Below are 26,169 nucleotides of genomic sequence, written 5' to 3'. Positions count from 1 at the left end.
TTTTTCTGTCAACAACTATTCTTTAATTACTTGCTACGATTGATTTGCCGAAAGCATCCAGGTCTATTCCTCCATAATTACCTGAACTCATAAGTAGCAGATTTTTATTTGTCCATTCCTGTTCCTCTAAAAAGTTCTTCAGGCTTTGACTGTCAGTAAATATTTTAAGGTCATTCCGGTTGAAAGCCTCCTTGATAAGTCCATCAGTAAGAGGTTCCAGTTTCTTATGACGAGACACCTCAGGATTATGATACACCACCCCTATATCAGCATCATTAAGCGTATCCTGGTACTGCGTAATAAACTCTTTATTGAGGCTGCTGAACGTATGCAACTCCATGCAAGCGACCAGTGTACGACCGGGATACTGCTGCTTAACAGCCTTGGAAGAAGCCAGAAGCTTGGAAGGGGCATGTGCAAAATCCTTGAAAACTGAAGTGTGCGCGTTGGAGGCCACCAGTTCCAGCCTTTTGCTGGCACCGCCAAATGAAGGCATAGCCTGGTAGAAATCTTTTTTGAGTACCCCGATCCGCAGGCATACTTCCATAGCACCACTGATATTCTGCATATTGTGGTAACCAAACAACTGTATTTTCACATCCCCTTCCTCAGTTTTCAGATAGGTAACACCATCTTTGACAAGGTGGGGATGCGCCCTGTATTCAATACGGTTCACATCTGCTCTTTCTTTGCCACCAATCATGGTAGCCAGGTCATCCTCCTCGCAGTAAATCAGCGAGCCTCCTTTGGGGGAAGCATCGGCAAACAGCTCAAACTGTTTTACGTAATCATCCAGCGTAGGAAACACATTGTAATGATCCCAGGCAATACCGCTGATCAGACCGATATGATGCTGGTATTTCAAACATTTGGGGGAGGGGTCTATTGGAGAAGTCAGATATTCGTCTCCTTCAATCACGATGACCGGTGCGTCACTAAGTTTTACCAGCCCTTCTACTGTAGCTGTTTTAGCTCCGATAACGTAATCAAATTCCCTATCTAGATATTGCAGCACATGGAGTATCATGGACGTAATCGTTGTTTTGCCATGACTACCGGCAATCACGATACGTTGCTTATCTTTGCTTTGTTCGTATATATATTCAGGGTAAGAATAAACCTTCAAACCCAGCTCCTGCGCTCTTTTCAGTTCAGGATTATCCGGACGTGCATGCATTCCCAGTACAATAGCGTCTATTTCGTCAGTAATTTTTTCGGGAAACCATCCGAATTGCTCGGGAAGAAGCCCCTGGGCTTTTAAAGCGGATTTAGCAGGATCATATATTTCATCATCAGACCCGCTCACCTTCACACCTTTTTTGGCAAGGTGCAAGGCCAGATCATGCATGACGCTACCACCTATAGCAATAAAGTGTACCCTGGAAATGTTGTTTTGCATAGAAACTTTGATTGATTAAACCTCCTCAAATTCCAATTTAATGGTTCAAAATTAAGACAAAAACCCTTAGCGACAAATCACTGTCGTGCTTAAGCGTCAGATGCCGGGTACTTTAGTAAGAATATGTGCAGAAAAGCGAAGCTTTGGCCCAGGAATGATATTTTTTTATTAAAATAGGAAAATTAATTTCTGGCTGTAAAATAAGTTATTTTTATTTGTTAACAGTTGAAGGCAGCAGAAAGGGCATGACTTAACCTAAATTTTAATTGTAAACACAAATCTATGTACCAGCTCAAAAGAATTTTGGTGTGTGTAGACCTAAGTGAAATGGACGAGGATGTAATAAGGTATTCATCCGAGATAGCAAAAATCACTGAGGCTGACAGTGTGTATTTTTTGCATGCGGCCAAAGACCTTAACCTTCCTCAGGATGTAGCTAACAAATATCAGGATGTGTTGGCTCCTGTAGACGAAACCATCAAACGTCAGGTAGAAGACACAGTTTACTCATACTTTAGTAAAGAGGATAATACCGAAGAGCATATTGATATACTGGAAGGTAAACCTACCGACACTGTCCTAAAATACGCTAAACGTAAAAACGTAGACCTTATCATTTTGGGTAAACATACCCATAAAGGGAAGCCTAAAATCAACCAGGGAAAAATTGCCGAATTAAGCCATTGTTCAGTACTTTTTGTCCCCAAGGGAGCAAATATTCAAATTCGTAGTATCATGGTAGCTGCCGACTTTTCAGAAAACTCCAAAAGAGCGCTGGAACAGGCTATGCACATCAAAGAAAAAAATGACGATGTTAAAATATATGGGCATAATGTATACACCGTACCGCATGGCTACCATAAGACTGGCAAAAGCTATGATGAATTTGCCGAAATTATGAAAGGCCATGCAGAGAAAGACGCACAAAAGTTCTTCAAGAAACACCATATTGAACAGGACATGTGCGAGATGCATTTTACCTTAAGTGATGACGATAAAGTTCATGACGAGCTGAATGACTTTGCTGTTGAAAAGGATGTTGACCTGATTATGGTAGGTTCACAGGGTAGAACTGCCGCTGCTTCTATACTCCTCGGAAGTGTGGCCGAACACATTCTACACTACAATAACAATATTCCTGTTTTTATCGTCAAAGAGAAAAATCATAATATGAGCTTTCTGGAAGCATTGCTGAAGATTTAAATCTGATTCAAACAAGTTTTCAGTGTCTTAGTTGACCTAATACATTTTGTGCTGAGCCTTATTTTTTGACCTCATGCTTATAGCAGTTCTCACCGGCTATGTTCTGGCCTTAACGTGCGCAGTATTTTACAAACGATTTCCCAAAGCATTGGGCTATCTCTCAGTGGTCGGGGTGGCATGTATCTCAGTTTACTTTTTTTCACTTTGGGGTGAGGTCAATGAGAGTCACCCCCTTTTGTTTACATACGATTGGGTACCTTCACTGAGAGTTGAATTATCCTTTTATCTGGATAGCCTCAGCCTGTTTTTCGCCCTGCTGATTACCATTTTTGGTGCATTGATATTACTTTACAGCACCGCGTACATGGAAGGTGATAGGCAAGCCAACCGCTTTTTTGCCTACATGCTTACCTTTATGGCCTCTATGTTGGGCTTGGTACTTTCCGGAAACCTGGTTCAACTCTACATTTTCTGGGAACTTACCAGCATAAGCTCGTTTCTGTTGATTGCCTACGAAAACGAAGAGGCAGAAGCCCGTAAGTCTGCTTTGCAGGCACTGGTGGTCACTGCAGGGGGCGGACTGGCATTACTGGCAGGGTTGATCCTGATAGGAATGGCAGCGGGTAGTTATGAGCTTGCCGAAATCTTGAAGCTGGGAGTGCAAGATAGCCCTTACCTGACAGCCATCCTGATACTGGTGTTACTGGGGAGTTTTACAAAGTCAGCTCAGTTTCCCTTTCACTTCTGGCTCCCTAACGCTATGGCAGCCCCTACCCCGGTCAGTGCTTTCCTACATTCTGCTACCATGGTCAAAGCAGGCATCTTTTTGCTTTTACGCTTTCAGCCTGTACTGTCTGGTGTTGAAGGATGGTCAGTCACGCTGATGATTGTAGGCAGTATCACAATGGTATTTGCTGCCCTCATGTCATTCACCCAGTTTGATATTAAGAAAATACTGGCATACATCACCGTAAGTGCGCTGGGGCTGATGGTGGCAGCTATCGGGATAGGCACTGAGCTAGCACTAAAAGCCGCCTTCCTGTACTTGCTGGTACATGCATTTTATAAGGGAGCCTTGTTTTTGGTAGCTGGTAACCTGGACCACGAGGCAGGCAGCAAAGATATCAGAAAGCTGGGTAAACTCGCTTCAAAAATGCCCTGGACCGCTACCGCTGCGATTATGGCTAGCCTCTCCATGGCTGGCTTACCGCCTGCTTTGGGTTTTATTGCCAAAGAGAAGTTGTATGAAGCTACGCTACATGCCCCTGAGCTGGCAATCTTTCTAACTACCGCTGCCTTCATCAGTAGTATGCTCTATGTAACTATCGCGCTTATCATTGCCTGGGGCATATTTTTTAGTCAAAAAAATGAAGAGGCTCCTAAATCCCCTCATGCTGCGCCCTGGGCAATGTGGCTACCACCAGTTTTGATGGCCGGAGCAGGTTTAGCTTTCGGCTTCATCAATAGTGACTTAAATAAAGGGCTGCTGAGTCCGGCTATTGGAAATATCATCGGCAAAAAAAGTGAGATCAGCCTATCGCTATGGCACGGCTTCACCTGGGTGCTGGGGCTTAGCCTTATCACTTACCTGGCGGGATTTGTGCTTTACCGTTTCCAAAACAAAGCAAATCAAGCGCTTAGTTTCCTGAATCGTGAATACCGGATAGCTCCTGAGAATCTATATTTCAGCGGCCTTGCCCTGCTTCACCGACTTTCGGTAAGGGTTAGTCATGGTTTGCAAAATGGTTATTTACGGGCTTACATATTTACCATTTTCAGCTTTTTAGTGTTGGTGTCTGGCAGTACTTATATTCTGCAGGGGCTTTTCCCGCAGGAATTTCATTTAGAAATACCTGTTATGGCAGAGCGGCTTTATGAGTTTGTACCTTACGTGCTCATTCTGCTAGGCATGTACATGATTTTCAAAACCCGCTCTCGTCTAAGCCTTCTCATTGCCACCAGCATGCTGGGTTTTGGTGTAGCTTCAGTCTTTGTGTTTTTCAGTGCTCCGGATGTTTCCATGACCCAGTTTCTGGTAGAAACCATCACCTTGGTCTTTTTCATGCTGATACTGCACCGCCTGCCACCCAAGCTTATTTCCATCAGTGGAAAAAAGAAATATGGTCAACTGGCCCTGTCCCTGGTATTTGGCCTGATGATGTGCCTGATTTTATTAAGCATACATGAGGTGCCGGTAGCCTCAGCTATGAAGGAATACTATCTAAGCCAAAGCTACCCCAAAGCAAAAGGAGAGAATGTGGTAAATGTGATTTTGATTGATTTCAGAGCACTGGATACTATGGGAGAGATTACCGTTCTGGCAATCACTGCGATCGGCATACTGGCGCTAAGCAGCCTTAATTTAAAAGAACACGAAAAATGAGAACTGTCATACTTTCCAAAGCGATCAGCATTTTGATGCCAGTCTTTATCCTCATTTCGGTCTATGTTTTCTTTAGAGGTCATAACCAACCGGGCGGGGGATTTATCGCTGCGCTCATCGCTTCCATAGGCTTCATACTACATATGCTGGCCTTTGGTATTGACAAGACGGAGAGAAAGTACAGAATCAATGCCTTTGCGCTGATAGGTAGCGGGCTTTTGGCTGCTGTTTGTGCCGCCCTGCTCCCTCTATTGCTGGGGAAGCACTTTCTGGAAGGTATGTGGCTAGGAGTTGAAATACCACTCATCGGAAAAGTAGGTACGCCTACCCTTTTTGACCTGGGAGTTTACCTGCTGGTGATCGGTATTACGCTCAAAATAACTTTTAACCTCTTTGAAGACAAAAAGTAATGGAAATTCTCATGGCAATCATAACAGGCATCATCTACGCAGCAGGACTTTACCTGCTGATGCAGAGAAGCTTTATCAAGCTGGTTCTTGGGATTATTCTGTTTGCTCATGCCAGCAATTTTTTTCTTTTCACCGCCGGAGGCATTACTCGGGCTATGCCCGCCTTTGTACACGATGGCAAGCCGTCGGTAGATGAGCTTGCCGATCCTTTGCCTCAGGCGCTTATCCTAACTGCTATAGTAATTGGCTTGGGCATTCAGGCTTTTGCCATTGTTTTGCTCAAACGTGTATATCATGTAGCAGGTACCAGCGACCTGGATCAACTCAGAACCACAGACAGAGAGGAGGAGAATGTCTGAATCATTGATGATACTCACTCCACTGCTTTCTCCTTTCATTGGAGGGATAATTTGTATTTTCTTCTGGAAACACCTTAAAGTACAGAAAACTGTTTATCTCATTTTTACCCTCATCACACTTATCGGAAGCCTGGTGCTTATCCAGCAGGTTCAGGAACAAGGCATGCTTACTATACAGGCAGGCAACTGGAAAGCTCCTTTCGGTATTACTTTGATCGTGGATATGCTAAGTGCACTCATGCTTAGCGCCAGTGCGATTTTAGGCGTAGTCATCCATTTTTTCTCCCTCTCACATACCAGTGTCACCTATGAGCGTAAAGCTTTTGGGTTTTATCCTGCTTTGCTTCTGATGCTCTTCGGCATACACGGAGCGCTGATTACGGGCGATATTTTCAACCTTTACGTCTGGTTTGAGGTAATGCTGATCGCCTCCTTTGTATTGCTTACACTGGGAGGAGAAAAAGGGCAACTGGAAGGAGCGGTAAAATACGTAACGATAAATTTTGTTGCTTCTGCCCTCTTTCTGGCGGGAATTGGCATTGTATACGGCATTACGGGTAGTACCAATATGGCACAGCTTTCAGTACAATTACATGCTGAAGAAGCTTCGCCCCTCCTGCACGTGGGTCTGCTTTTCTTTATAACCAGTTTTGGCATTAAAGCGGCTTTATTCCCACTTTTTTTCTGGCTACCTGCCTCTTATCATACACCGCCTATCGCGATCTCGGCGATCATTGCCGGTCTGCTGACCAAGGTGGGTATCTATGCGCTTTTCCGTACTGCCATTTTTATTTTTCCTTCCGATAACCCATCACTACGTCAGTTGATATTAGTACTGGCCGGACTTACGATGCTGACCGGCATTATGGGAGCAATTGCTCAGAAAGATTATCGCAAAGTACTTTCTTACCTTATCATCAGCCATATGGGGTATATGGTAATGGGCCTGGGTATAGGCACTACTGCCGCACTTACGGGAGCTATATTTTACATTTTGCACAGCATCGTAGTTAAGTCTAATTTATTCTTTATCGGAGGGCTGGTCGGTCAATGCAGTGACACATTTGCCTTAGACCGTGCGGGAGGCATATATAAAAGACTGCCACTATTATCTACCTGCTTCTTCATTTCTGCCATGTCGCTTTCGGGTATACCTCCTCTGAGTGGTTTTTGGGGGAAATATGCCCTTGCGCAGGCAGGACTTATCAGGGGTGACTATATCATTGTAGCGGTATCATTGCTTACCGGCTTACTCACCCTGTATGTCATCAGCAGGGTTTGGCTCCAGGTATTTTTAAAAGAAAAACCTGAAGAGAAGGCAGAACAAAAAAACGAAGAAAAGGAGCGCTATTTTGTGGGACGGCACAAAGGGATGTACACTACGGTAATTTTGTTGATGTTTATCATATTGGTGATGAGCTTTTATGCTCAGCCATTTGTGTATTGGTCAGAGACTGCTGCTGAGCAACTGCTAAATCGCCAGGAGTACATTGAAAATGTTTTAGGAAAATAACATTGAAGAATACAGGTCACAAGATTTTAAAAGTATGTGGTTCTACATTATTAATTTTTTCGTTGCCATCTTTGCGACTATCACGCTCAGAAATAATATTGAGGTTTTGTACGTATCCGGCTTACTTACCTTAATAGCTTTTCTGCTGTGCATTTTGATTTTATGGCTACTCTCAGCACTCTACAGTCGTGATCGCTTCAGCCAGTTTTCCAGCATTATCAACCTGACGATTTTCTTCATAAAAGAGTTGATCGTAGCAAACTTACGCGTCAGTTACGAGGTACTCACTCCTAGAAACAACCTTAAGCCTGCTGTTATATCCGTACCCCTGGCAATAGACACTGAGCTGGAAATTATGATACTGGCCAATATGATTACCCTTACTCCGGGCACATTGAGCATTGACGTGGCCGAAGACCACCGGCATTTGTATGTACATACGCTTTATACGGAAGGAGATCTGGAGACTTTTCGCCGGAATATTAAACAGGGCTTTGAAAAAAAATTGCTGGCTACCAGAATAAAATAACACATTATGGAAACAGTATTCATCATCAGCATCATTTTTATGACTTTTGGAGTAGTCTTAGTCGCCATACGTTTTGTGAAAGGACCAAGCATCGTAGACCGGCTTACCGCCCTGGACCTGATGTCTTTTAACCTCATTGGAATAATCGCTTTGTACGCTGCGATCAGCAAAGATACACTGCTGATAGATGCCGCGGTTATTTTGTCGCTAATCGCTTTTTTGGGCACCTTAGCTTTTGCTTATTACCTCATTAACCAAAGTGAATCATGACTGAAATACTAGCTGCCATATTTATCCTCTCAGGCGTAGCATTTATGATGATTGCCTCTATTGGGATTATTCGCTTTCCTGACTTTTACATCCGTATGTCGGTAGTGACCAAGGCTTCTACAATCGGCTTAGGACTACTCCTGACAGGAGTAGGCATTTACTTCAATACGATTGAAACCATTATTAAAACTATTTCCATATCGGTTTTTGTGGTACTTAGCTCCCCTATTTCTTCCCATGTTATTGCCAAAGCAGCCAGCTTGATCAGAGTACCATTCTGGAGACAGACCAATCTTGATGATTATCTGAAAGCTAAAGAAACCCCTGATGACCCTCAGTTTTCAGACTAAAAACCGGTCCGATTTTTTGTAAAAAGGGTTTATTTTTTTTCGTAAAATTTCTGCTAAAACTTCGTTCCATCTCCTTACTTCTGTAAAGAAATTTACTTAATATTGCCTCCCTTTTTTTGATAGGAAATGATAGCAAAACGCATAGTAAAATTCTTACTTTATGATTGTCAGTGAGTTAGATAATAAATCATAGGAAGCGCTGGCAAAGCGTTGTGAGTAAGGCATAAAATTTTGTAAATTAAAAATCACTTCACACTTAAAGTGTACCGAATCAACTTTAACCAAAGCTATGAGCAGCGAAAATCCAGGAAGTAGTAGAGCGACCAACCAGAGAAACCGGAGAAACAGGATTGATGGCATTCTCAATAAGGCTGGGGTTAATAATACGATGGGGAAACTCCCTCCTCAGGCGACTGATCTGGAAGAAGCAGTACTTGGAGCATTAATGCTTGAGAAAGAAGCCCTCACCACCGTGATCGATATCCTGCAGATAGATAGTTTTTACAAAGACAGTCATAAAGAAATCTATAAGGCGATCCTTCAGCTTTTTGATAATTCGGAGCCTATTGATATTCTTACAGTCACTAATCAGCTGAGGAAGATAGGTACGCTGGAGTTCGCGGGTGGAGCATTCTATGTTAGTGGGCTCACACAAAAAGTAAACTCTGCTGCCAATGTGGAGTTTCATGCCCGCATCGTATCCGAGATGGCAATCAAAAGAGAGCTGATCACCATAGCTTCCGAAATTGAACATGAAGCCTACGAAGATACTACCGATACTTTCAATTTACTGGATAAGGTAGAGCAAAGAATATTCAGCGTGTCTGAGTCCAACATCCGGAAAAACTACGCGGATATGCGCTCTATCATGCGGGATGCGATTAACGAACTGGAGGCTAAGAAGCATCGCAAAGACGGACTGACGGGAGTGCCTACCGGCTTCACCGCACTGGACAGGGTAACGTCTGGCTGGCAAAAATCTGACCTGGTTATTATTGCAGCCAGGCCGGGTATGGGTAAAACCGCCTTTGTACTCTCTGCCCTTCGAAACGCAGCGGTAGACTTTGGACATGCGGTAGCCATCTTCTCTCTGGAGATGTCTTCCGTACAGCTTGTCAATCGTCTTATCTCTGCTGAAGCACAACTGGAAAGTGAGAAAATAAAAAAGGGAAACCTGGCAGATTTTGAATGGGAACAGCTATACCACAAAACGGCTGACCTGACCGAAGCTCCTATTTTTATTGACGATACACCTGCGTTATCAATTCGGGAACTGCGTTCCAAATGTCGCCGCCTCAAAGCGCAGCACAATATTGAGCTCATCATCGTGGATTACCTTCAGTTGATGTCGGGCGATAGCACTAAAAGCAACCAGGGTAACCGTGAGCAGGAAATTGCATCTATCTCCCGGGCCATGAAAAACATCGCCAAGGAACTGGATGTACCCGTACTCGCTCTTTCTCAGCTAAGCCGTGCGGTGGAAACCAGAGGGGGTGATAAACGCCCTCAGCTTTCTGACCTTAGGGAATCCGGTTCTATTGAGCAGGATGCCGATATGGTGATGTTTCTCTATCGTCCTGAGTATTATGGTATTACCGAAGATGAAGACAATCACCCTGTACAGGGTACCGGTGAGGTGATCATTGCTAAGCACCGTAACGGGGCGTTGGATACAGTGAGACTCAAGTTTATCGGCAAATACACCAAATTTACTGACCTTGACGATTCTTCCTTTGATGGTAACCCCTATGGAAATACCTTAATGAGTGCCGGCTCATCCGAATCATTTAATGATCCTAACATCATGACTTTTGCCAGCAAAGCGAATAACCGCTTTAATCAGCAGTCCAGTGATGCGGACAGGCAGGATGAGGATCCGGATGAGGGTGCCCCCTTTTGACAGTTACTAATTTTTTCACTATCAGCATAGCTGATCATATCTATTTTACAAGCTTATGAGTATGTCTATCGCAGATATGCGCAAGGATTATTCCCAACAGTCATTAGACGCAGATGATGTATTACGTAGTCCTATCCTCCAGTTTGAAAAGTGGTTTGATGAGGCTACTCAGGCTCAGCTTCCCGAACCCAATGCCATGCATCTTTCTACCACTACTTCAGAAGGTAAACCCGCCGGCAGGATAGTATTATTGAAAGGCATAGAAAATGAATCATTCGTTTTTTTTACCAACTATCAAAGTAGAAAAGGGAAAGAGCTTACAAATAGTGGCTGGGCAGCGCTTACTTTTTTTTGGGTAGAACTGGAAAGGCAAGTCAGAATAGAAGGTGAAGTAAAAAAAGTATCAGCTGAGCGTTCTGCCAGTTATTTTCATAGCCGCCCCCGAGCCAGCCAGATCGGAGCCTGGGTGTCGCCTCAGAGCGATGTTATTCCTGAGCGTAAATTTCTGGAGGATCGCCTGAAGGAGCTTGAAGAAAAGTTTGAGGGACAGGAAGTCCCCTATCCCGAACATTGGGGAGGCTTCGCAGTTTACCCTAGTAGTATTGAATTCTGGCAAGGCAGGCCGAGCCGACTCCACGACAGAATTCTCTACACTCGCTCAGAAAAGGGCTGGACAATAGAAAGACTAGCACCTTGACGATATTATTGGTAAATTCGCATTTATTTTATCTCGTAAATTTTTAAAACTTATGCAATCCTCTCAGGAAGATATTCATACTGCTACCAATCTCAAAGAAATTGATGATGCCTATCACCTCAAAGTCTTTAAGAGATACCCGCTGACACTCTCTCATGGCAAGGGGGCTAAAGTGTGGGATGCTGACGGAAAGGAATACATTGATGCTTTGGCGGGCATCGCGGTAAATGGTGTAGGACACTGCCACCCTAAGGTAGTCCAGGCAATACAGGATCAGGCAGCTAAACTGATACATATCTCCAATCTCTTTATCAGCGAGCCGCAAATGAACCTGGCCAAAAAGCTGGTAGAAGTGTCCGGTATGGACAGGGTATTCTTTACTAACTCAGGTGCTGAGTCCAATGAGCTTGCCATCAAAATGGCACGTAAATATGGTCATATGAATGGGCGCGGTGGAGAGATCATTACGATGGACGGCTGTTTTCATGGCCGTACATTAGCGACCATTGCAGCCGGCAGACCTAAATATCAGAAAGGCTTTGCCCCTATACCTTCAGGTTTTCAACTTATTGAGTTCAATGACCTGGATGCAGTAAAAGCAGCTGTTTCTGACATGACAGCAGCGATTATGGTTGAGCCTATACAGGGGGAAGGTGGTATTCACCCTGCGGATGCTTCATTTCTTCAAGGACTCCGTGAGCTATGCGATAAGCACAAAATGGCATTGATCTTTGATGAGATACAGTGCGGCATGGCCCGTACCGGTGATTTCTTCGCTTTTCAGGGCTATGGCGTGATGCCGGATATCATGTCTTTGGCTAAATCATTAGGAGGAGGTTTTCCTATTGGCGCTTCTCTTGCCCGTGAGCATGTAGCAAATGCGCTAACCTATGGAGATCATGGCACTACTTTCGGCGGTAATCCCTTAGGCTGTGCGGCTGCCCTGGCTACTATTGAAGCAATAGAAGAGGAAGGCCTGATGGAAAAAGCGCTGGAAAACGGAAATAAAATCATGGAGCGTGTCCGCAAAGAGGCTCATCAGGAAACTGCCATCCAGGACGTTCGGGGCAAAGGGCTGATGATTGGTATTGAACTTAATATCCCTTCCCGCCCTATTGTCATGAAAATGATGGAGAAAGGCGTGATTGCTAATGCTATCGGAGATAATATCATTAGACTCGTGCCTCCATTGGTCATCAGCCTGGATGAACTGAATACGGTAGTGGACGTAATGCTGGAAGCAATTAAGGAGAGTAAGTGAGACTTTGAAAACGTATAAGTCAGGAGTCCGAAGTGGTGCCCCTCCGGGACGGAAGTTAAACTTCGGTCTCCTATCTACCGACTTCGGTCTTCCCTAAAACACCTTCTTACTCGGTACTTTCATGCCCAATGCCTCCAGCAACTGGGGGCTATCTTTCAGAGCAAGGCGTGCAATGGTACGGAATTCTTTCATCCATGCATTCAACTCCTTCATCACATTATTTCGCTGTAATGTGGCCTCTTCGGCTTCCCCTTTTTTCTGCAAACGACGATTGCGTATGGCAATAAGGGCCTCTACACTGGCCTGGTTTTGTGCCAGTTCTTCCTGTGATAGTTGATAACCTGCCAATACATTCGCATGGAGGATAGCCTTGCTATAGAAATAGCTGGCCTGTAGCTGCCATGCGTCTTTTCTGCTAGCAATACGCTCTACGCGAAACTTTGCCAGCGTTACCTCATCCTCACGGAAAGCAAGTCTGACCGTATCTATATGTTTTCTAAACAATTGGCGCGTTTCTTTTTCCTGGGCATTCAGCTGGCTGGCTACTTCCTGCTTTTCACCATAAATATCATGTTTGGCATTATGGAGCAGAACCGCATGGGTCACCAGCGCATTGCCTTCCTGCATACGCTTGGCATTAAAACCGTATTTGTTCAGTTTTTCCTGTATGCCGGGTAGTTCCATCGCGTTATAGATCGCCGACTGGGCAGTAGTAAGTTGCTTGGATATAGAAAGACTTGGCATGATGCGTAATTTAAATGAAGAATAATGTTGCTCTACTAATAGTGCTGTAGCTATAAAATTACAGCCCCGCAAGTAAGCATGATTGTGTATCATATACTTAGGCAAATGAATAATGCCATTACCCCGTAATTTTTAGGCAAAAAATGCAATAAAGCCTGTTTTCAGACTATTTTTCTGTCACACTGTCATTTTCACCTTTATGGGGAGGTTTGTATCAGTCTGAAAAATTACACCGACATTACTGCTCACTAAGTCCATAGTCACAAAACTTACACCTTGCACACTGCTACCTTGCGAAAGGGTGGCAAAAAACCGTTTTTCGTCACTGCTCAGTAGGTAAACACTCACGTTTTATGTCATTTCGTCACCATTTAGCTGGGAAATGGTCATGAAAAACGGTTTTTCGGGATATGTTAGCCCCTAAGTCATGAGAATTTTACAATTTTTGGGAGTATGCAGGGCATTAGCTTAGGCATTTTCAGGCTTTTTGTATGCCAGCTCAATAAGATGATTAGCAAAACCTTCCGCTGTAGAGCAAAAAGCAATAAAAATGTGTACAAACCTTTGTAAATGATTATAACCAATCGGGTAACTCCCCATTTTTTTCATACATTATATTTAAAAAGTATATAAATTAAACCTATATTGAAGATTGTATTAGAAATAACCCCTATATGGCTTATCCAAATTCGATTTGGGTTATATAAGTAGAATACTTGCCAAAAAAATTTGCTATCCTTTGCAGATAGAAAAAATGAAAAATAAATATTTGAAAAAATATTTGGTAGTCAAAGATGAACAGGTTAAACGCATTTAATTTTTAGTCAAGTTTTTAAGAATGTTTAGCAGATAATTATCATCCCAACCTGCTGTCTTTCTTCTGTTCTTCACGCTTTCCTTATCTTGAACTTGATTGAGCAGTTGCAGAGCTAACTTCCGAGCGGTTGTCATATTCTCAGCAGCATTGCCTGTTTTAGTTCTACTCATATCTTCTCGGAATACAACATCAAGTTTCCAATGCAGATGATTTTCAATGCTCCAATGATTTCTAATGAGTTTATTAAACTCTTTAGCAGTAACCTCTAAACTGCTTAAATAGAAGCGGTTTTCATAGGTAATTTTTCCACCCTTTTCCCGGTTTGCTTCCACCATTATGATTGACTTTAAATGTTTCCATTCTGATAAATCATCTAGTAATGCAAGCTGGGTTTCCACATAACAGACTCTCTTCTCAATGCGGCCACTACCAAAATCTATCCACTCATCAAAGCACATATGCTTTTTTCTTTTACTCATCCAGTCTGTAATCTGCTCATACATATGCTTATGATCTTTCTTGATAGCTATCAAATAGTCTCCTCCTTTCTCTATAATTAAATCGCACGGCGAACCGTCTGCATTCTTGAGCTGGCAACCGGCTGCATCACTGCTCACTAAGGAGCCTTCCAAATCCAAAGACTTCAACAATTCAGGAATAGCGGTCTTTTCATTGCTTTTAGCATCTACTTTTTCCTGACCTAATATCAAGTGGTGTTCGGCTACCCAGGCACTTAATATACAAATGCCGCTCTTCTTAAAGCCTGACTTTGCTGTACCGCAAAGCACCTTACCATCCACGTTGATTTGGACAATACTACTTTTGATAAACCCTAATAACTCCTTAGACCAACGATACAGGCAACCTCCAAAAGCTGATTTGTCCATATATTTGAACACGCGATTAAAAGTGTCATGAGAGGGAATACCATTCGGTAGCTCTAAAAATCCTCTCAAGAATACCTCCTTTCGTTTACCATAGGCTTCTATCTCTTCAAAATCATCTGCTCCACTTACTATCGCACATAAGGCTATGACTAAAATATCTACCAGATTATGCTTCTTGCGCCGATTTATCCTAAAATCAGGAACGCTTCCAAAAACCTTTTGCCAATTCATCTGGCAAAGTTAGCTCTCTCCTCTTTTTTTACATACGTTTAAATGCGTTTAACCTGAAAGATGAATGAGGGAAAGACTAAAAATGCAGCGTTAACAACCGCCTTAGCCTTTCACTACCAAGTACTGATTGGCTTAGATAAATGCTTCTCGCTTGAAGAGAACCAGTCAGTTTGGTTTGAAAAAGACGGTGATGTAAGCCTGATTTCACCAGATACTTTGGAATCTACACAAACTGAAGTTAAAGACTACGCTGCACCACTGACTGATCATCATGAAAACCTTTGGAAAACCCTGAAGAACTGGCTTGCACCAGAGTTTAACCACGAGCAATACGGGGTTTTGGTACTTCACACAACACAAGCATTTGGGACCACTACTCTTCTAAAAGACTGGAACTCACAAAGTGCAGAACAACGCCTGCAAGTACTTAGTGATATTTTTGCTGAACGATCCAAAGATCAACTGAACGCCGAACAGCCCTCAGAAGTTATCAAACTACATAAGGCAGTAATGGCATCTGATGATTTATTACTTAAGAGTCTACTAGGCAAAGTCACCTTGTTTACGCAATCTGATAACAAAGAAATGCTGGAAAAGCAGATACTCTCCAAACCTGTAGGCATTCCAAAAAACAACCTAAAAAGTTACTTACATGGGCTTATTGGTTTTGTGTATGCAAAAGCGACTCAGCAATCTTGGGTTATTAAGCATCAAGAATTTTACGCTAAGTGTGAAGAATTAACCACGCTTCTCTGTAAAAAGGAGTTTACCTTCCCGATTTTTTCAGGCTATGAAGCCTCTGAGCTAGAAGTAGAATCACACCAAGATAGGCCTTTTGTACAAAAGATTGCTGAAATTGAGCATATTGAGATGATTCCTGATGCTGTAGGTAATTGGATTGAGTTGCAAAACTCTCTGCTAGAACAACTAGATGAGTTCGCATTCTATAAAGAAAAGACAATTACATACCAAAATCAACTGGTCACTAAATATAAGCTTGCCTATTCAAGTGCTAAACTCGAAGCCACAGATCCAATCAAAAGTTCCAAATTACTCTATAACAAAACTATTGGCGAACCACCGCTAAATATGGGTAATAATATCCCTCCTTTAGAATACAAAAATGGCCTAATACATGATGCTATGGATGATGATGAACGTAACCTAAAATGGAGAGTTGAGCTATGAGCAGTATTGTCGATACCCTGTACGAGTTGAAGTATAACCCGTTTGAGTACGGGGCATATTTTGCTTCGTTTTACCGTGCTTTAGGCGAGTTAGAAAATAATCTTTTACTCGCTCCATTGGTGATCCCTCTTTGTAGCCATCCTATATTTGGCCAGAAGTTATTCAACTCTAATGTTAGAAGCACTATCTGGTCAGTTTTTAGCGATCGTACCAAGCTTTATGATTTACAAGAACGAATAGATGGATTTCAAGAGTTAACAGAGCAAAGCATTCAATATTGCTTAGTTAATGATTGGCTGTTTGTGAATGAAGAGTGTTTATCACTTTATGCATATGATGATTCTAATTTAGTCTTTACCAATCAAAAAAGTGCTGAGAAGTTAGGGCGATTATTTATCGGTCACTCAGTGGTTGAAATATATGCATTTTTAGGAGGGAAACCGCGATGAAAACATTAATTCATGAAATTGGCGTCATTGATAAGCAAGGGAGTAAACATCCTGTTAATTTCAAAAAGGGGCTAAACGTCGTTACAGGAAAGTCATCTACTGGTAAAAGCGCCTTGATTGAAATTTTCGATTATTGCTTCGGGAGCGTTGAAAACACGATTCCTATGGGGGTTATTACTAAGACAGCCTCAATCTATTATGTTGCACTTTCAATAAATGAGCAAGATATTGTGATTGCCCGTGACCCTGAAATAGCAAGTAAGGGCTTCTTTCGTCGAGTCGATTCATTCAATTCTGAGGATATAGAGCGTAATTATTTTAGTAATAGCTATTTCCGACCGTTAGATGATTTTAAAAAACATCTAAGAGACTTTTTTTTAGACATAGATGATGTGGATGAATCTTTGGCTGCTAGATCTAACCGTCGCTTTAACGCTAAAGCTGCTACCCCATCAATACGTAGTTTTTCGTCGTTCATTCTTCAGCATCAAAACCTTATCGCCAATAAACATGCTCTGTTTTATCGGTTTGATGAAAAGGAAAAGCGTGATCAGGTAATAAGTCACACTAAGATTTTCTTAGGATTAGTTGATCAGAAATACTTTCACTTGTCACAAGAAAAAGAGCGTTTAAGCGCAGATGTTAAACGCTTGGAACGTCGGAAAGAAACAAACAAACGTGCCTCTGAAAACTATAAACAAGAGGTTAGTCCTGTTTTAAGTCAGCTTTATGCTTCGATGGGTTTTAAGGAGTGGCCGCTATCTTTAGAAGAGGTACTTCGTCACCCTCGGGACGCAAAAGACCAGCTCGATGGAATTATCGTCCCGGAAAAAATCAATTATAACTCTGATGCGGGTACTCAACGTTACAATCAACTCAAGTTGGAGAGGAACCAAAAGACAGCCGAACTAAGAAAGTTACAGCGCCAAGCAACGTCGATTGAGAAACATATTCAAGAAGAAGAACGCTTTGTTGACAACATAAAGGAATTCAGCTCCCCAAAACATGTTCACATATCAGCTTCAATTTGCCCGTTTTGCAATACTGAAAAAGATTCTTTGCATAAAAGTGCAGTTAAGTTACAGCAAGCCATAACTAAAGTATCCGGTAATCTTGCGCAAGCTCGACCGATGAAAGCGAAGTTTGAATCTTCTTTGGTTGAAGTTCAACGCAACATTGAGGTTTCTGATAAAGAACTTACGGCGCTAAACCAGCAAATAGTGGAAATAGAGAAGTCTGAAAAACAGTTGGCTGAACAGAAGAGCCTATATGAAAGCATATTGATGCAGAAGGCCAAGCTTTTTACACTTCTTGACATACTCAACATGGCAGATGATGCCAAGCTTGAAAAGCAAATTAAGGCATTAAACAAACAGCTTAAAGATATCAACAAAGCTCTTAAACAATACGACGTGCAAAAAGGACTAGAAAATGCCTCTAAAAAAGTGAATGAATATATGGCTGAAATTGGTAGTTATTTTGAATTTGAAACTAGTTATAAGCCTATCAATCTTCATTTTTCTTTTGAGACATTTGACCTGTACCACTTAACATCAGAGGACGAAAAAATCTACCTAAGATCAATGGGCAGCGGTGCAAACTGGTTGTATTGCCATGTAACGCTCTTTCTGGCATTACACAAATATTTTGTAGAACTGGGTGATAAATGCGCAATACCTTCGCTAATATTCTTCGATCAACCCACTCAGGTGTATTTCCCGAATTTCAATAGAGATAATTCTACGACTTTCGAAGAGCAAAAGAGTAAAGAAGCCGAACAACGAAAACAATCTGACATACAACAAGACGTCGATGAGGACATTAAAGCTGTAGAAAATCTATTCAGTCGCCTTTCGATTTATTGTGATGAGTTAGAGCAAAGTCAAGGCTTTAGCCCTCAAATCATCGTGACAGACCATGCGGATAATTTGACATTGTCTAATGGGGTTTCATTTGAATCTTTAGTTAACGGGAACCGGTGGCGAACTCGCGGATTAATAGATCCAATTTTTGAAGATTAAAATGAATGAAAAAACTTGAAAGAAAACCAACTGTTTAAACTCTACATATACCCGGCATAAGGTATGATTGAACAATTTATGAAAACTCCCCCCACTACCGCAAGTTTAGGCCTGGCCGTAAGTTGTGGTCTTCCGTATTCCCATGCTCACCACAAGCAAGAAAATAATAGCGGTTGGTTTATTGGAGTAGCAAGTTTTACTACCCTTTATTACCTTGATGTGTGCAGATAGTGCGTTAGTGATTTACTTCATCCACTGGGATTTTTAAAGCCCTGGTGTACAAAGCTATATATCTTACTAATTCAATATATTTGGAATATGATCAGGATAATAGAGGAAAATATTGAAGCGCTTAATTCCATATGTAAATTAAACAAGGTTTCTGAGCTTTATTTATTTGGATCAGCTACCACCGGAGAATTTACTGACAAGAGCGATTTAGATTTTGCTGTACTATTTTTTGAGTCTTTGTCGCCCTTAGAACATGGAGATGCATTTTTTTCCTTGAAAGAAGACCTGGAGAATTTATTTGGTCGTGAAATTGATTTATTGTCTTATAGAGTCGTTAAAAACCCTATATTTAAGGAGGAACTTGACAAAACTAAAGTAGTTCTTTATGCCGCCTAAAGAAGTGCTTAAATATATTCTTGATATTGAGTCTTTAATCAAGGAACTTGAGAATGTAATAAGCTTACATGCCGGAGACTACACAAAGTTTAGCTCAAATTTCATGGCAGTAAGAACCGTAGAACGTGATTTAGAAATTATCGGTGAGGCAGTCCGAAAACTCAAAGAAATTGATCCACACTTAAAGATATCCGGCTACAAACAAATCATTGGGCTAAGAAACATGATCGTTCATGCTTATGACTCAATTGATCCAACCACGTTATGGCGAATATTGCTCAAGGATATTCCTGTCCTCAAAGAAGAAATAAAGGAAATCAAAAAATAACCAACCCATTTGTATATACGGCTAGTGAGTTGATAGTCCCTCCCCCACTACCGCAGGTTTAGGCTTTGCCGTAAATGTGGTCTTCCGCCTGCCAACTCACAAGGATTATCATTCTTCCACGCTGCTTGTATCACTTTTATTTTCTTCCTCAATTTTATCCCGGTCCTTTCCGCCACCAAATATGTTTAGAATCCAGCTGTCGTTAATTCTTTCTGTAGTCTGATCAATACTTTCTGAAGTCTGTTTTACAGAATTCACCGTTTCATTGATATCATTGGCAAAGGCTGTATCTGTCAGCACTTTATCCAGTGCTCCTCTGTCACTGCTTAGCTTTTCGCTAAACTCAAGGATATTCTGTGCTACATCGGTTGAAATAGATCCGGTCTTAGCCAAAGAATCAATGATCATCTCTACCTTCTCTGCGGTTTCCTGGTCAGCCATCAGCTTACCTAAAGCGCCTTCTCCGTTTCGTGTACGTTCTGCCAGGGCATCTATATCCTGTAATATGCTCTGTACATTTCCTGTAGCCATCTCAAAAGAATTGATCATACTTTCTACCTGTTCGGCATTGGTAGTATCCGCTACCAGGTTGCCAATTACACCTTTCCCTTCTTCTATTCTTGTACTGATTCGTTCTATATTGCTGGCAATTTGCATGGCGCTATTACTGGTTTCTTTCAGGTTGGCCATAATGTCTTCAACACTTGCCGGTGAAGTGGTTTCTAACTGATCCCCATCGCTTATGCTTGCCGCTGTTTGCGAACCTGAGGATATGGTAATGATCTTGTTCCCCATCAGGCCGGCAGTAGATATTGCTGCTACCGCATCTTCTTTGATAAACTGGCTTGCCCTCTGCTCCAGCAGGAGCGTAGTCTGTACTGCCGAATCATTTTTCAGCGTTACACTTTCAACTGTACCTATATTGATGCCTGAAAATCGCACCTGACTTCCTACCTGCAAACCTTCTACATTTTTGAATGTAGCAGTTACTTCAATATTAGATCCAAAGAGATTCTGACGTGCTCCTATAAAAAAGATGGCTGCCACGAAGAGCAACAGACCCAGGATTACGAATAAACCCAGTTTTATATTTTTTTTCTTGCTATCATCCATAGCTAATAAATTGTTATCATTGAAAAAATGCGCGAACCCATTCATCGTCAGAATTCGCTAGTTCGTTAAAAGTTCCTTGTATGTCCAGTGTGCCATTACGCAGGATATGTATTCTGTCAGCTGTCATTTCCGCACTGGCAATATCATGCGTAACGATGATAGAAGTTATATTATAACGATCCCGCATATCCATCAGCAGATGGCTGATTTCTTTGGAAGTAACGGGATCAAGACCAGTGGTTGGCTCATCATAAAGCATGATCTTCGGACGCAAGATAAGCGTCCTTGCCAGGGCAATCCTTTTCTGCATACCTCCAGAAAGCTCGGCGGGTAGTTTATCAATGGCATCAATCAAACCTACACTCTTAAGTCCTTCTTCCACCAGTTCCTCAATTTCATCCTCCGGCTTTGTTTCTACCTGTCTTTCCAAAGGAAAACGCATATTGTCCCTGACTGTCATGGAATCGTATAGAGCACCACCCTGAAACAGGTAGCCTACTTTTCTTCTTAATTTCAGCAGGTCTTCATCATTAATACCGGTGAGGTTATAATCCAAGACGTTGAGTTCACCTTCATCCGGCATGTGCAAGCCCACCATGCTTTTGATCAGTACTGACTTGCCGGTACCAGACTTGCCAAGCACCACCATGTTCTCTCCTTCTCGGAGCTCAAAATTGATATCGCGTAGTACATCAGTATCTCCAAAGCTTTTTCTAAAACCTCTTGCCCTCACCAGAACAGGCTCCTCATTCCTCTGCTGCTCATTCATTTGTGTATGTACTTCCTGACGTTCCATAAATCAGTTAAAAAATTGTGTGATCTGTACTGTGATCAGGTCAATGATAAAAACCAGCAATGAAGCCACTACCACCGCAGAATTTGCTGAAATACCTACACCTACAGTTCCTTTGCCAGTAGTATAGCCTTTATAGCAACCTACCAGGGCAATGGCAAAGCCAAAAAAGAACGATTTTACGGTAGCAGGAAAAATGTCTATAAAATTGATTGCCCCTATGCTTTCAATAAAATACAAGGGCAAAGAAATATTTCCTTCTATATTGGCTCCCAGAAAAGAACCAATTAACCCCACAAAATCAGCGTAAAAAACCAGAATCGGCAAAGCGATGGTCATCGCAAGAATACGGGTAACCACTACATATTTGAAGGGATTAGTACCTGAAACCGCCATGGCGTCTATTTGTTCAGTAACCTTCATAGAACCCAGCTCCGCACCAATACCCGAACCTACCTTTCCCGCACATATCATGGCGGTAATGACCGGGCCGATCTCTCTGATGATCGCTACCGATACCATGGCAGGAATGTAAGACTCCGCACCAAACTCCACTAAAGTAGGACGTGTCTGTAAGGTAAATACCATGCCCATGATAAAGCTGGATACACCTACCAGCAGCAAAGATCCAAACCCCAGGCGATAGGCCTGATTCAGGACTTCTTTAAACTCATATGGTCTTCTGAATAGCTCTTTAAAAAAATTTACGGCAAACTGAAAAAGTCCTGCAGCTGTTAAAAAATTATCCTGTAAGCCTTTAGGGAGATAGCTGATTATATCTCTCTTTTTATCCTTTTCAGAAGCCGTAGATGGATTATCTTTCACACGGCTCATGTATATAATTTTAAAAAATAGGCAGGACCCTTGTGGCAGATCCTACTTATATATAATCATTAACCGTGGAAATGGTTTTAAGATTATGCACTAGGTTAATAAAGGCAGCATGACGGAAGCCAGACTTAGCACTAAAAAGAAGCCAAACATGTCGGTTACCGTAGTTAGGATAGGACTGGAAGCCAGAGCAGGATCCATACCTATTCTTTTTAGAAAAAGAGGAATTGCACCTCCCAGCCCTACTGCCACCAAAGTATTCAAAGCCAAAGCTCCTCCCACTACTATCCCCAGATACGGATTACCTTTCCATATCCAGGCAGCAATGCCAATGAGCACACCCAGCACTATTCCATTGATAATCCCTACCGATAACTCCTGCCATACCACCCTGATAATTTCATTAGGCTTAAGAATATTAAGTGAAAGTTCCCGCATACTTACTGCAACGGCCTGGTTGCCTGAACAACCGCTCATATCGGAAATGATCGGTAAAAAAACAGCCAGAGCAATCACTGAACTAAGTGTATCCTGATAGATAGCGATGACACTGGCAGCAATCACATTCAGCACTATATTCACACTTAGCCAGGAAAGCCTGCGTCTGGAACGTAAAAAGAGAGGCATGCTTCTCAGCTCTTCACCCCCAACTATACCACGGGTCCTCATAAGCTCAGCGTCACTACGATCAGCAGCGGCTTCCAGCACATCTTTTCTCAGTACCACTCCTACCAACTGTTCATGATAATCTGTGACGGGAACGCCTACAAAATCATGTTCTTCAAAAAAGTCCAGCAACTGATCCAGCTTTTGGTCTGCTGGAACTGATAGTATATTTTTGAGCATGATATTTCGGATAGGTGTTCTGGGAGGTGATAAGAGCAGGTCGCGTAGCCTTAGCACCCCTATCAGCTTATTTTTCACAGACTTGACATAACAATACTGTACGTTATAGTCGGAGTATTCTTCCGCATGCTCATTCATATCTTCAATGACATCAGAAACTTTGTCAGATTCCGGAAAAACCAGAAATTCGGTGATCATCAGTCCTCCGGCGGTATCATCAGCATAGCGGGCAAGTCGGCGTACTTCTTCCGCCTCTTCGGGGCTCATTTTTGCGAGAATAGCCTCAGCATCTTCTTTCTCCAGACTGCTTATCAGATCAGCCTGGTCATTACTCCACATTTCCTGTATGATAGTAGCCGCTTTTTCTGCTGACAGTTTTTCAATCAGCTCAGAAGCCTGAGCATCTGGAATTTCCTCAAAAAGATAAGCTGAATAATCGGGGGAGAGCAGGTTGAGCAAGCGCAGCTGATCTTCTTTGTCCAAATGCGCCATGGCATGCACCATCTCAGCTGTACTGATACTCTCTATATGTTCTTCTAATCGCTGCTTATCCCTGAGTTCAATGATCTCCTTAAGCTTTTCCCAGTTAGAAGAGGTTGATATTTGCTCCATAGCAAAAAGGGCTTGGTTTAAAATGCCATAAATATACCAAGCCGCTCAGCAATACAAACTTTTTGTGGAAGAATTAGCGTTGCAGATGTCTGACCATAAATTCCATGGGCATCAGACCGTAGATTTTCCCGATCATCAAAAACATGGCAAAGCCCATGCAGTTACGGGCAAATTCAAAATTGAGGCTTACGAAAGTATAATTAAAATACCATTTAAAAAGGCTGAAAATAAGGCTGAAGCCAATCGTTCCTACAAGGGCTGCCAGCACATAAAAACTGAGAGGATGCTTAGGCTGCCACCTCCCACCTAAACGGATAAATAGATATACTGCCAGGTATTGGAAAAAAAGTACGAGTATCGCAAGAATAAAGAAATCTAGGTCTGCCACAGTATTCAGATGATTTTAACTGAAGAACGTAAAATCTAAAGTAAAAAATTCGTATAAATGATAATATTCATTACAATTAAAGATATAAATAATTAAGCGAATTTTTCAATCTGCATAATAATCAGCCTGATATTATTATTATTTTTGACATTTTAGTCAATATGATTCAAGCATTTTCAGTATGTGGGTTTGGGGGTTTTGGATATTCTGGATGATTTGTATCCTATATCAATCTGGGATTTATTGGTATGCTCATGCTCTATTGAGCAAATATACTGAAGACGATACTCCTTACCTTCACAGGAATAAAAGTCTGCCTGAAGCCGTATCAGTCATTGTCTGTGCTCACAATGAAAAAGAAAGACTGAAGCAACTACTGCCAGTGCTTTATGCACAGAATTTTAAAAGGTTTGAGATAGTGGTGGTAGATGACCGCTCAACTGATGGAACGCTTGAATTCCTGTATCAGGAAAAAAAAAATCATCCCAATCTTAAAATCGTGTGGGTACGTGCTCGCCCCGAATATATCAAAGGAAAGAAATACGCACTTACATTAGGCATAAGGGCGGCAAGTCATGACAAAATTCTGCTTACCGATGCCGACTGCCTGCCCGATAGCAATAACTGGATCCGGGGAATGAGTGCCGCACTGGAGAGTGCCCCTCTGGAGAGCTCCACTCCGGAGAGCTCCACTCTGCGGAATAAAAAGGACTTTGTGCTTGGTTATTCACCCTACGAAAAAAGAAAAGGCTTGCTCAATGCTTTCATACGCTATGAAACCCTGCTTACAGCAACATTATACTGCTCGGCAGCGTTGGCTGGCAAGCCCTATATGGGCGTTGGAAGGAACCTTGCTTACCGTAAGTCATTTTTTTTAGCAAAAAAAGGGTTTTACAAATACATAAGGATAGCCGGAGGGGATGATGATCTGTTTATCAATGAGCATGCCACTTCAGATAATGTAGCTATACGTATAAGCCCACAGACCAAGGTGCATTCCATCCCAAAAACTACTTTGTTAGCATATTATCGCCAGAAAATACGTCATCTAAGTGTAGGCAAATATTATAAACAATTTGACAAAAAATGGTTGGGTGCATTATCTATTTCGCAAATAATTTTCTGGATAGGACTTATAGTGCTTATATTGGCGGGAACTGAACCTTACTTTATAATATCAGGTTTGATAATAAAGGGTTATGTGCAGTTTATATTTATAAAAACTGCCAGTCGTAAGTTAAACGATCCTATTGATCTAGTACTATTGCCAATATTAGATTTTTTGTACGTTATTTACTATGTAGTTCTTGGGATTCGCGCACTCTCCTCAAATAATACCAGATGGAATTAAAAAAACAGTTTTCTAAAAAGGCCTTAGAAGATTTCAGACTAATAGATGAAGCGACAGAGAATAAAGACCAGCAGGCATATGCAGAACTGATGCGTCGCTATAAGAAGCCGGTTTACCATATGATACTGAAAATGGTGCGCAATGTCGATGATGCTGAAGACCTTACAATAGAAGCTTTTGCCAAAGCCTTCCGCAGCCTGCACCGTTTTAAGAAAGATTATACTTTTAGTACCTGGCTCTTTCGTATTGCGACTAATAATACCATTGACTTTATCCGTAAAAAGAAGCTGGAGACGCTTAGCTTGAACACTTCTTTCAAGGATGATAATGGCGATGCGGTAAATATTGATGTAGAAGACAATAATCTTGATCCCCAGGAAGAGGCCATCAAAAGCCAGAAGAAAGAACTGGTACGTGTTTTTGTAACCAAACTGCCGCCTAAATACCAGCGACTTGTAAAACTTCGCTATTTTCAGGAGTATTCCTACGACGAAATAGCCAAAGAGCTGGATGCTCCCCTGGGTACCGTTAAGGCACAGCTACACCGTGCCCGTGAGTTGATGTACGACCTGGTGAAAAATAAGAAAGAGCATATCTGAACTTCTTATATTCAGCATAGTGAGTCTCTATCTCTTTTCTTACCTTCAGGCCAACTTTTAAACTATTGTA

General features: G+C 42.0%; 26 protein-coding genes. 18 read left to right on the top strand and 8 right to left on the bottom strand.

The window, feature by feature from the left end:
• Positions 1–22: 22 nt before the first annotated feature.
• On the bottom strand, positions 23–1,399 hold the full coding sequence (locus tag OKW21_RS05310) for a UDP-N-acetylmuramate--L-alanine ligase (protein ID WP_277477995.1): 1,377 nt from the start codon (positions 1,397–1,399) through the stop codon (positions 23–25).
• A gap of 282 nt (positions 1,400–1,681) precedes the next feature.
• On the opposite strand from OKW21_RS05310, the gene OKW21_RS05305 reads away from it, so the two are divergent.
• The 11 genes from OKW21_RS05305 to OKW21_RS05255 all read left to right on the top strand — a co-directional run bounded on the left by OKW21_RS05305 (position 1,682) and on the right by OKW21_RS05255 (position 12,274).
• Positions 1,682–2,602, top strand: a complete 921-nt coding sequence (locus OKW21_RS05305; protein WP_277477993.1) for a universal stress protein — start codon at positions 1,682–1,684, stop codon at positions 2,600–2,602.
• 73 nt (positions 2,603–2,675) lie between these two features.
• Entirely contained in the window at positions 2,676–4,985 is a 2,310-nt protein-coding gene (mbhE, locus tag OKW21_RS05300; protein WP_277477990.1) for a hydrogen gas-evolving membrane-bound hydrogenase subunit E, read from the top strand.
• The gene (locus OKW21_RS05295) at positions 4,982–5,395 is read left to right on the top strand and encodes a Na+/H+ antiporter subunit B (protein ID WP_277477987.1); all 414 of its coding nucleotides are present in this window, start codon (positions 4,982–4,984) and stop codon (positions 5,393–5,395) included. The genes mbhE and OKW21_RS05295 overlap by 4 nt, the downstream gene beginning before the upstream one ends.
• An 11-nt stretch (positions 5,396–5,406) precedes the next feature.
• On the top strand, positions 5,407–5,754 hold the full coding sequence (locus OKW21_RS05290) for an NADH-quinone oxidoreductase subunit K (RefSeq protein ID WP_277477986.1): 348 nt from the start codon (positions 5,407–5,409) through the stop codon (positions 5,752–5,754).
• Positions 5,747–7,267, top strand: a complete 1,521-nt coding sequence (locus tag OKW21_RS05285) for a proton-conducting transporter transmembrane domain-containing protein (RefSeq protein WP_277477985.1) — start codon at positions 5,747–5,749, stop codon at positions 7,265–7,267. The genes OKW21_RS05290 and OKW21_RS05285 overlap by 8 nt, the downstream gene beginning before the upstream one ends.
• 34 nt (positions 7,268–7,301) lie before the next feature.
• Entirely contained in the window at positions 7,302–7,796 is a 495-nt protein-coding gene (locus tag OKW21_RS05280) for a Na+/H+ antiporter subunit E (protein ID WP_277477981.1), read from the top strand.
• A 6-nt stretch (positions 7,797–7,802) separates the two neighbouring features.
• Positions 7,803–8,066, top strand: coding sequence for an MrpF/PhaF family protein (locus OKW21_RS05275; RefSeq protein ID WP_277477979.1), 264 nt, complete (start codon positions 7,803–7,805; stop codon positions 8,064–8,066).
• The gene (gene mnhG / locus OKW21_RS05270) at positions 8,063–8,416 is read left to right on the top strand and encodes a monovalent cation/H(+) antiporter subunit G (RefSeq protein ID WP_277477977.1); all 354 of its coding nucleotides are present in this window, start codon (positions 8,063–8,065) and stop codon (positions 8,414–8,416) included. Before OKW21_RS05275 ends, mnhG begins: the two co-directional genes overlap by 4 nt.
• A 289-nt stretch (positions 8,417–8,705) precedes the next feature.
• Positions 8,706–10,316 carry a replicative DNA helicase gene (gene dnaB, locus OKW21_RS05265; RefSeq protein WP_277477975.1) on the top strand — a complete coding sequence of 537 codons (1,611 nt, stop codon included), beginning with the start codon at positions 8,706–8,708 and terminating at the stop codon, positions 10,314–10,316.
• A gap of 55 nt (positions 10,317–10,371) precedes the next feature.
• A complete protein-coding gene (pdxH, locus tag OKW21_RS05260) occupies positions 10,372–11,013 on the top strand; it encodes a pyridoxamine 5'-phosphate oxidase (protein ID WP_277477973.1) in 642 nt (213 codons plus the stop codon).
• Positions 11,014–11,065: 52 nt separating this feature from the next.
• Positions 11,066–12,274: an aspartate aminotransferase family protein gene (locus OKW21_RS05255; protein WP_277477971.1), complete on the top strand. Its 1,209-nt coding sequence runs from the start codon at positions 11,066–11,068 to the stop codon at positions 12,272–12,274.
• Between the two features lie 93 nt (positions 12,275–12,367).
• Here the strand turns inward: OKW21_RS05255 and OKW21_RS05250 are convergent, their stop codons facing one another.
• Both OKW21_RS05250 and OKW21_RS05245 read right to left on the bottom strand, forming a co-directional pair.
• Positions 12,368–13,018, bottom strand: coding sequence for a PQLLE family protein (locus OKW21_RS05250; protein WP_277477969.1), 651 nt, complete (start codon positions 13,016–13,018; stop codon positions 12,368–12,370).
• An 813-nt stretch (positions 13,019–13,831) separates the two neighbouring features.
• On the bottom strand, positions 13,832–14,953 hold the full coding sequence (locus OKW21_RS05245) for an ISAs1 family transposase (RefSeq protein WP_277477362.1): 1,122 nt from the start codon (positions 14,951–14,953) through the stop codon (positions 13,832–13,834).
• 60 nt (positions 14,954–15,013) lie between these two features.
• On the opposite strand from OKW21_RS05245, the gene OKW21_RS05240 reads away from it, so the two are divergent.
• From OKW21_RS05240 to OKW21_RS05220, 5 genes are all read left to right on the top strand, one after another.
• Entirely contained in the window at positions 15,014–16,141 is a 1,128-nt protein-coding gene (locus OKW21_RS05240) for a hypothetical protein (RefSeq protein WP_277477967.1), read from the top strand.
• Positions 16,138–16,590 carry a three component ABC system middle component gene (locus tag OKW21_RS05235; RefSeq protein ID WP_277477965.1) on the top strand — a complete coding sequence of 151 codons (453 nt, stop codon included), beginning with the start codon at positions 16,138–16,140 and terminating at the stop codon, positions 16,588–16,590. Before OKW21_RS05240 ends, OKW21_RS05235 begins: the two co-directional genes overlap by 4 nt.
• Positions 16,587–18,611 (top strand): DUF3732 domain-containing protein, encoded by a 2,025-nt coding sequence (locus tag OKW21_RS05230; RefSeq protein ID WP_277477963.1) that lies wholly within the window; start codon positions 16,587–16,589, stop codon positions 18,609–18,611. The genes OKW21_RS05235 and OKW21_RS05230 overlap by 4 nt, the downstream gene beginning before the upstream one ends.
• A 318-nt stretch (positions 18,612–18,929) precedes the next feature.
• Positions 18,930–19,238, top strand: a complete 309-nt coding sequence (locus OKW21_RS05225; protein WP_277477962.1) for a nucleotidyltransferase family protein — start codon at positions 18,930–18,932, stop codon at positions 19,236–19,238.
• Positions 19,228–19,566, top strand: a complete 339-nt coding sequence (locus tag OKW21_RS05220; protein WP_277477959.1) for a HepT-like ribonuclease domain-containing protein — start codon at positions 19,228–19,230, stop codon at positions 19,564–19,566. The genes OKW21_RS05225 and OKW21_RS05220 overlap by 11 nt, the downstream gene beginning before the upstream one ends.
• Positions 19,567–19,674: 108 nt before the next feature.
• On the opposite strand, the gene OKW21_RS05215 is transcribed toward OKW21_RS05220, so the two are convergent.
• From OKW21_RS05215 to OKW21_RS05195, 5 genes are all read right to left on the bottom strand, one after another.
• Positions 19,675–20,679, bottom strand: coding sequence for an MlaD family protein (locus tag OKW21_RS05215; protein WP_277477957.1), 1,005 nt, complete (start codon positions 20,677–20,679; stop codon positions 19,675–19,677).
• 16 nt (positions 20,680–20,695) lie between these two features.
• Positions 20,696–21,475, bottom strand: a complete 780-nt coding sequence (locus OKW21_RS05210) for an ABC transporter ATP-binding protein (protein WP_277477955.1) — start codon at positions 21,473–21,475, stop codon at positions 20,696–20,698.
• A 3-nt stretch (positions 21,476–21,478) separates the two neighbouring features.
• Entirely contained in the window at positions 21,479–22,306 is an 828-nt protein-coding gene (locus tag OKW21_RS05205) for an MlaE family ABC transporter permease (RefSeq protein ID WP_277477953.1), read from the bottom strand.
• Between the two features lie 90 nt (positions 22,307–22,396).
• Positions 22,397–23,761: a magnesium transporter gene (mgtE, locus tag OKW21_RS05200; RefSeq protein ID WP_277477951.1), complete on the bottom strand. Its 1,365-nt coding sequence runs from the start codon at positions 23,759–23,761 to the stop codon at positions 22,397–22,399.
• Positions 23,762–23,834: 73 nt separating this feature from the next.
• Positions 23,835–24,149, bottom strand: coding sequence for a hypothetical protein (locus OKW21_RS05195; protein WP_277477949.1), 315 nt, complete (start codon positions 24,147–24,149; stop codon positions 23,835–23,837).
• Between the two features lie 262 nt (positions 24,150–24,411).
• Between OKW21_RS05195 and OKW21_RS05190 the strand changes: the two genes are divergently transcribed.
• A complete protein-coding gene (locus OKW21_RS05190) occupies positions 24,412–25,500 on the top strand; it encodes a glycosyltransferase (RefSeq protein ID WP_277477947.1) in 1,089 nt (362 codons plus the stop codon).
• Entirely contained in the window at positions 25,491–26,099 is a 609-nt protein-coding gene (locus OKW21_RS05185) for an RNA polymerase sigma factor (RefSeq protein ID WP_277477945.1), read from the top strand. The genes OKW21_RS05190 and OKW21_RS05185 overlap by 10 nt, the downstream gene beginning before the upstream one ends.
• Positions 26,100–26,169: the final 70 nt, after the last annotated feature.

Source organism: Catalinimonas alkaloidigena, from assembly GCF_029504655.1.
GTDB lineage: Bacteria > Bacteroidota > Bacteroidia > Cytophagales > Cyclobacteriaceae > Catalinimonas > Catalinimonas alkaloidigena.
The sequence above is the reverse complement of the archived record's forward strand: the minus strand, read 5'-3'. Positions and strand labels throughout refer to the sequence as shown.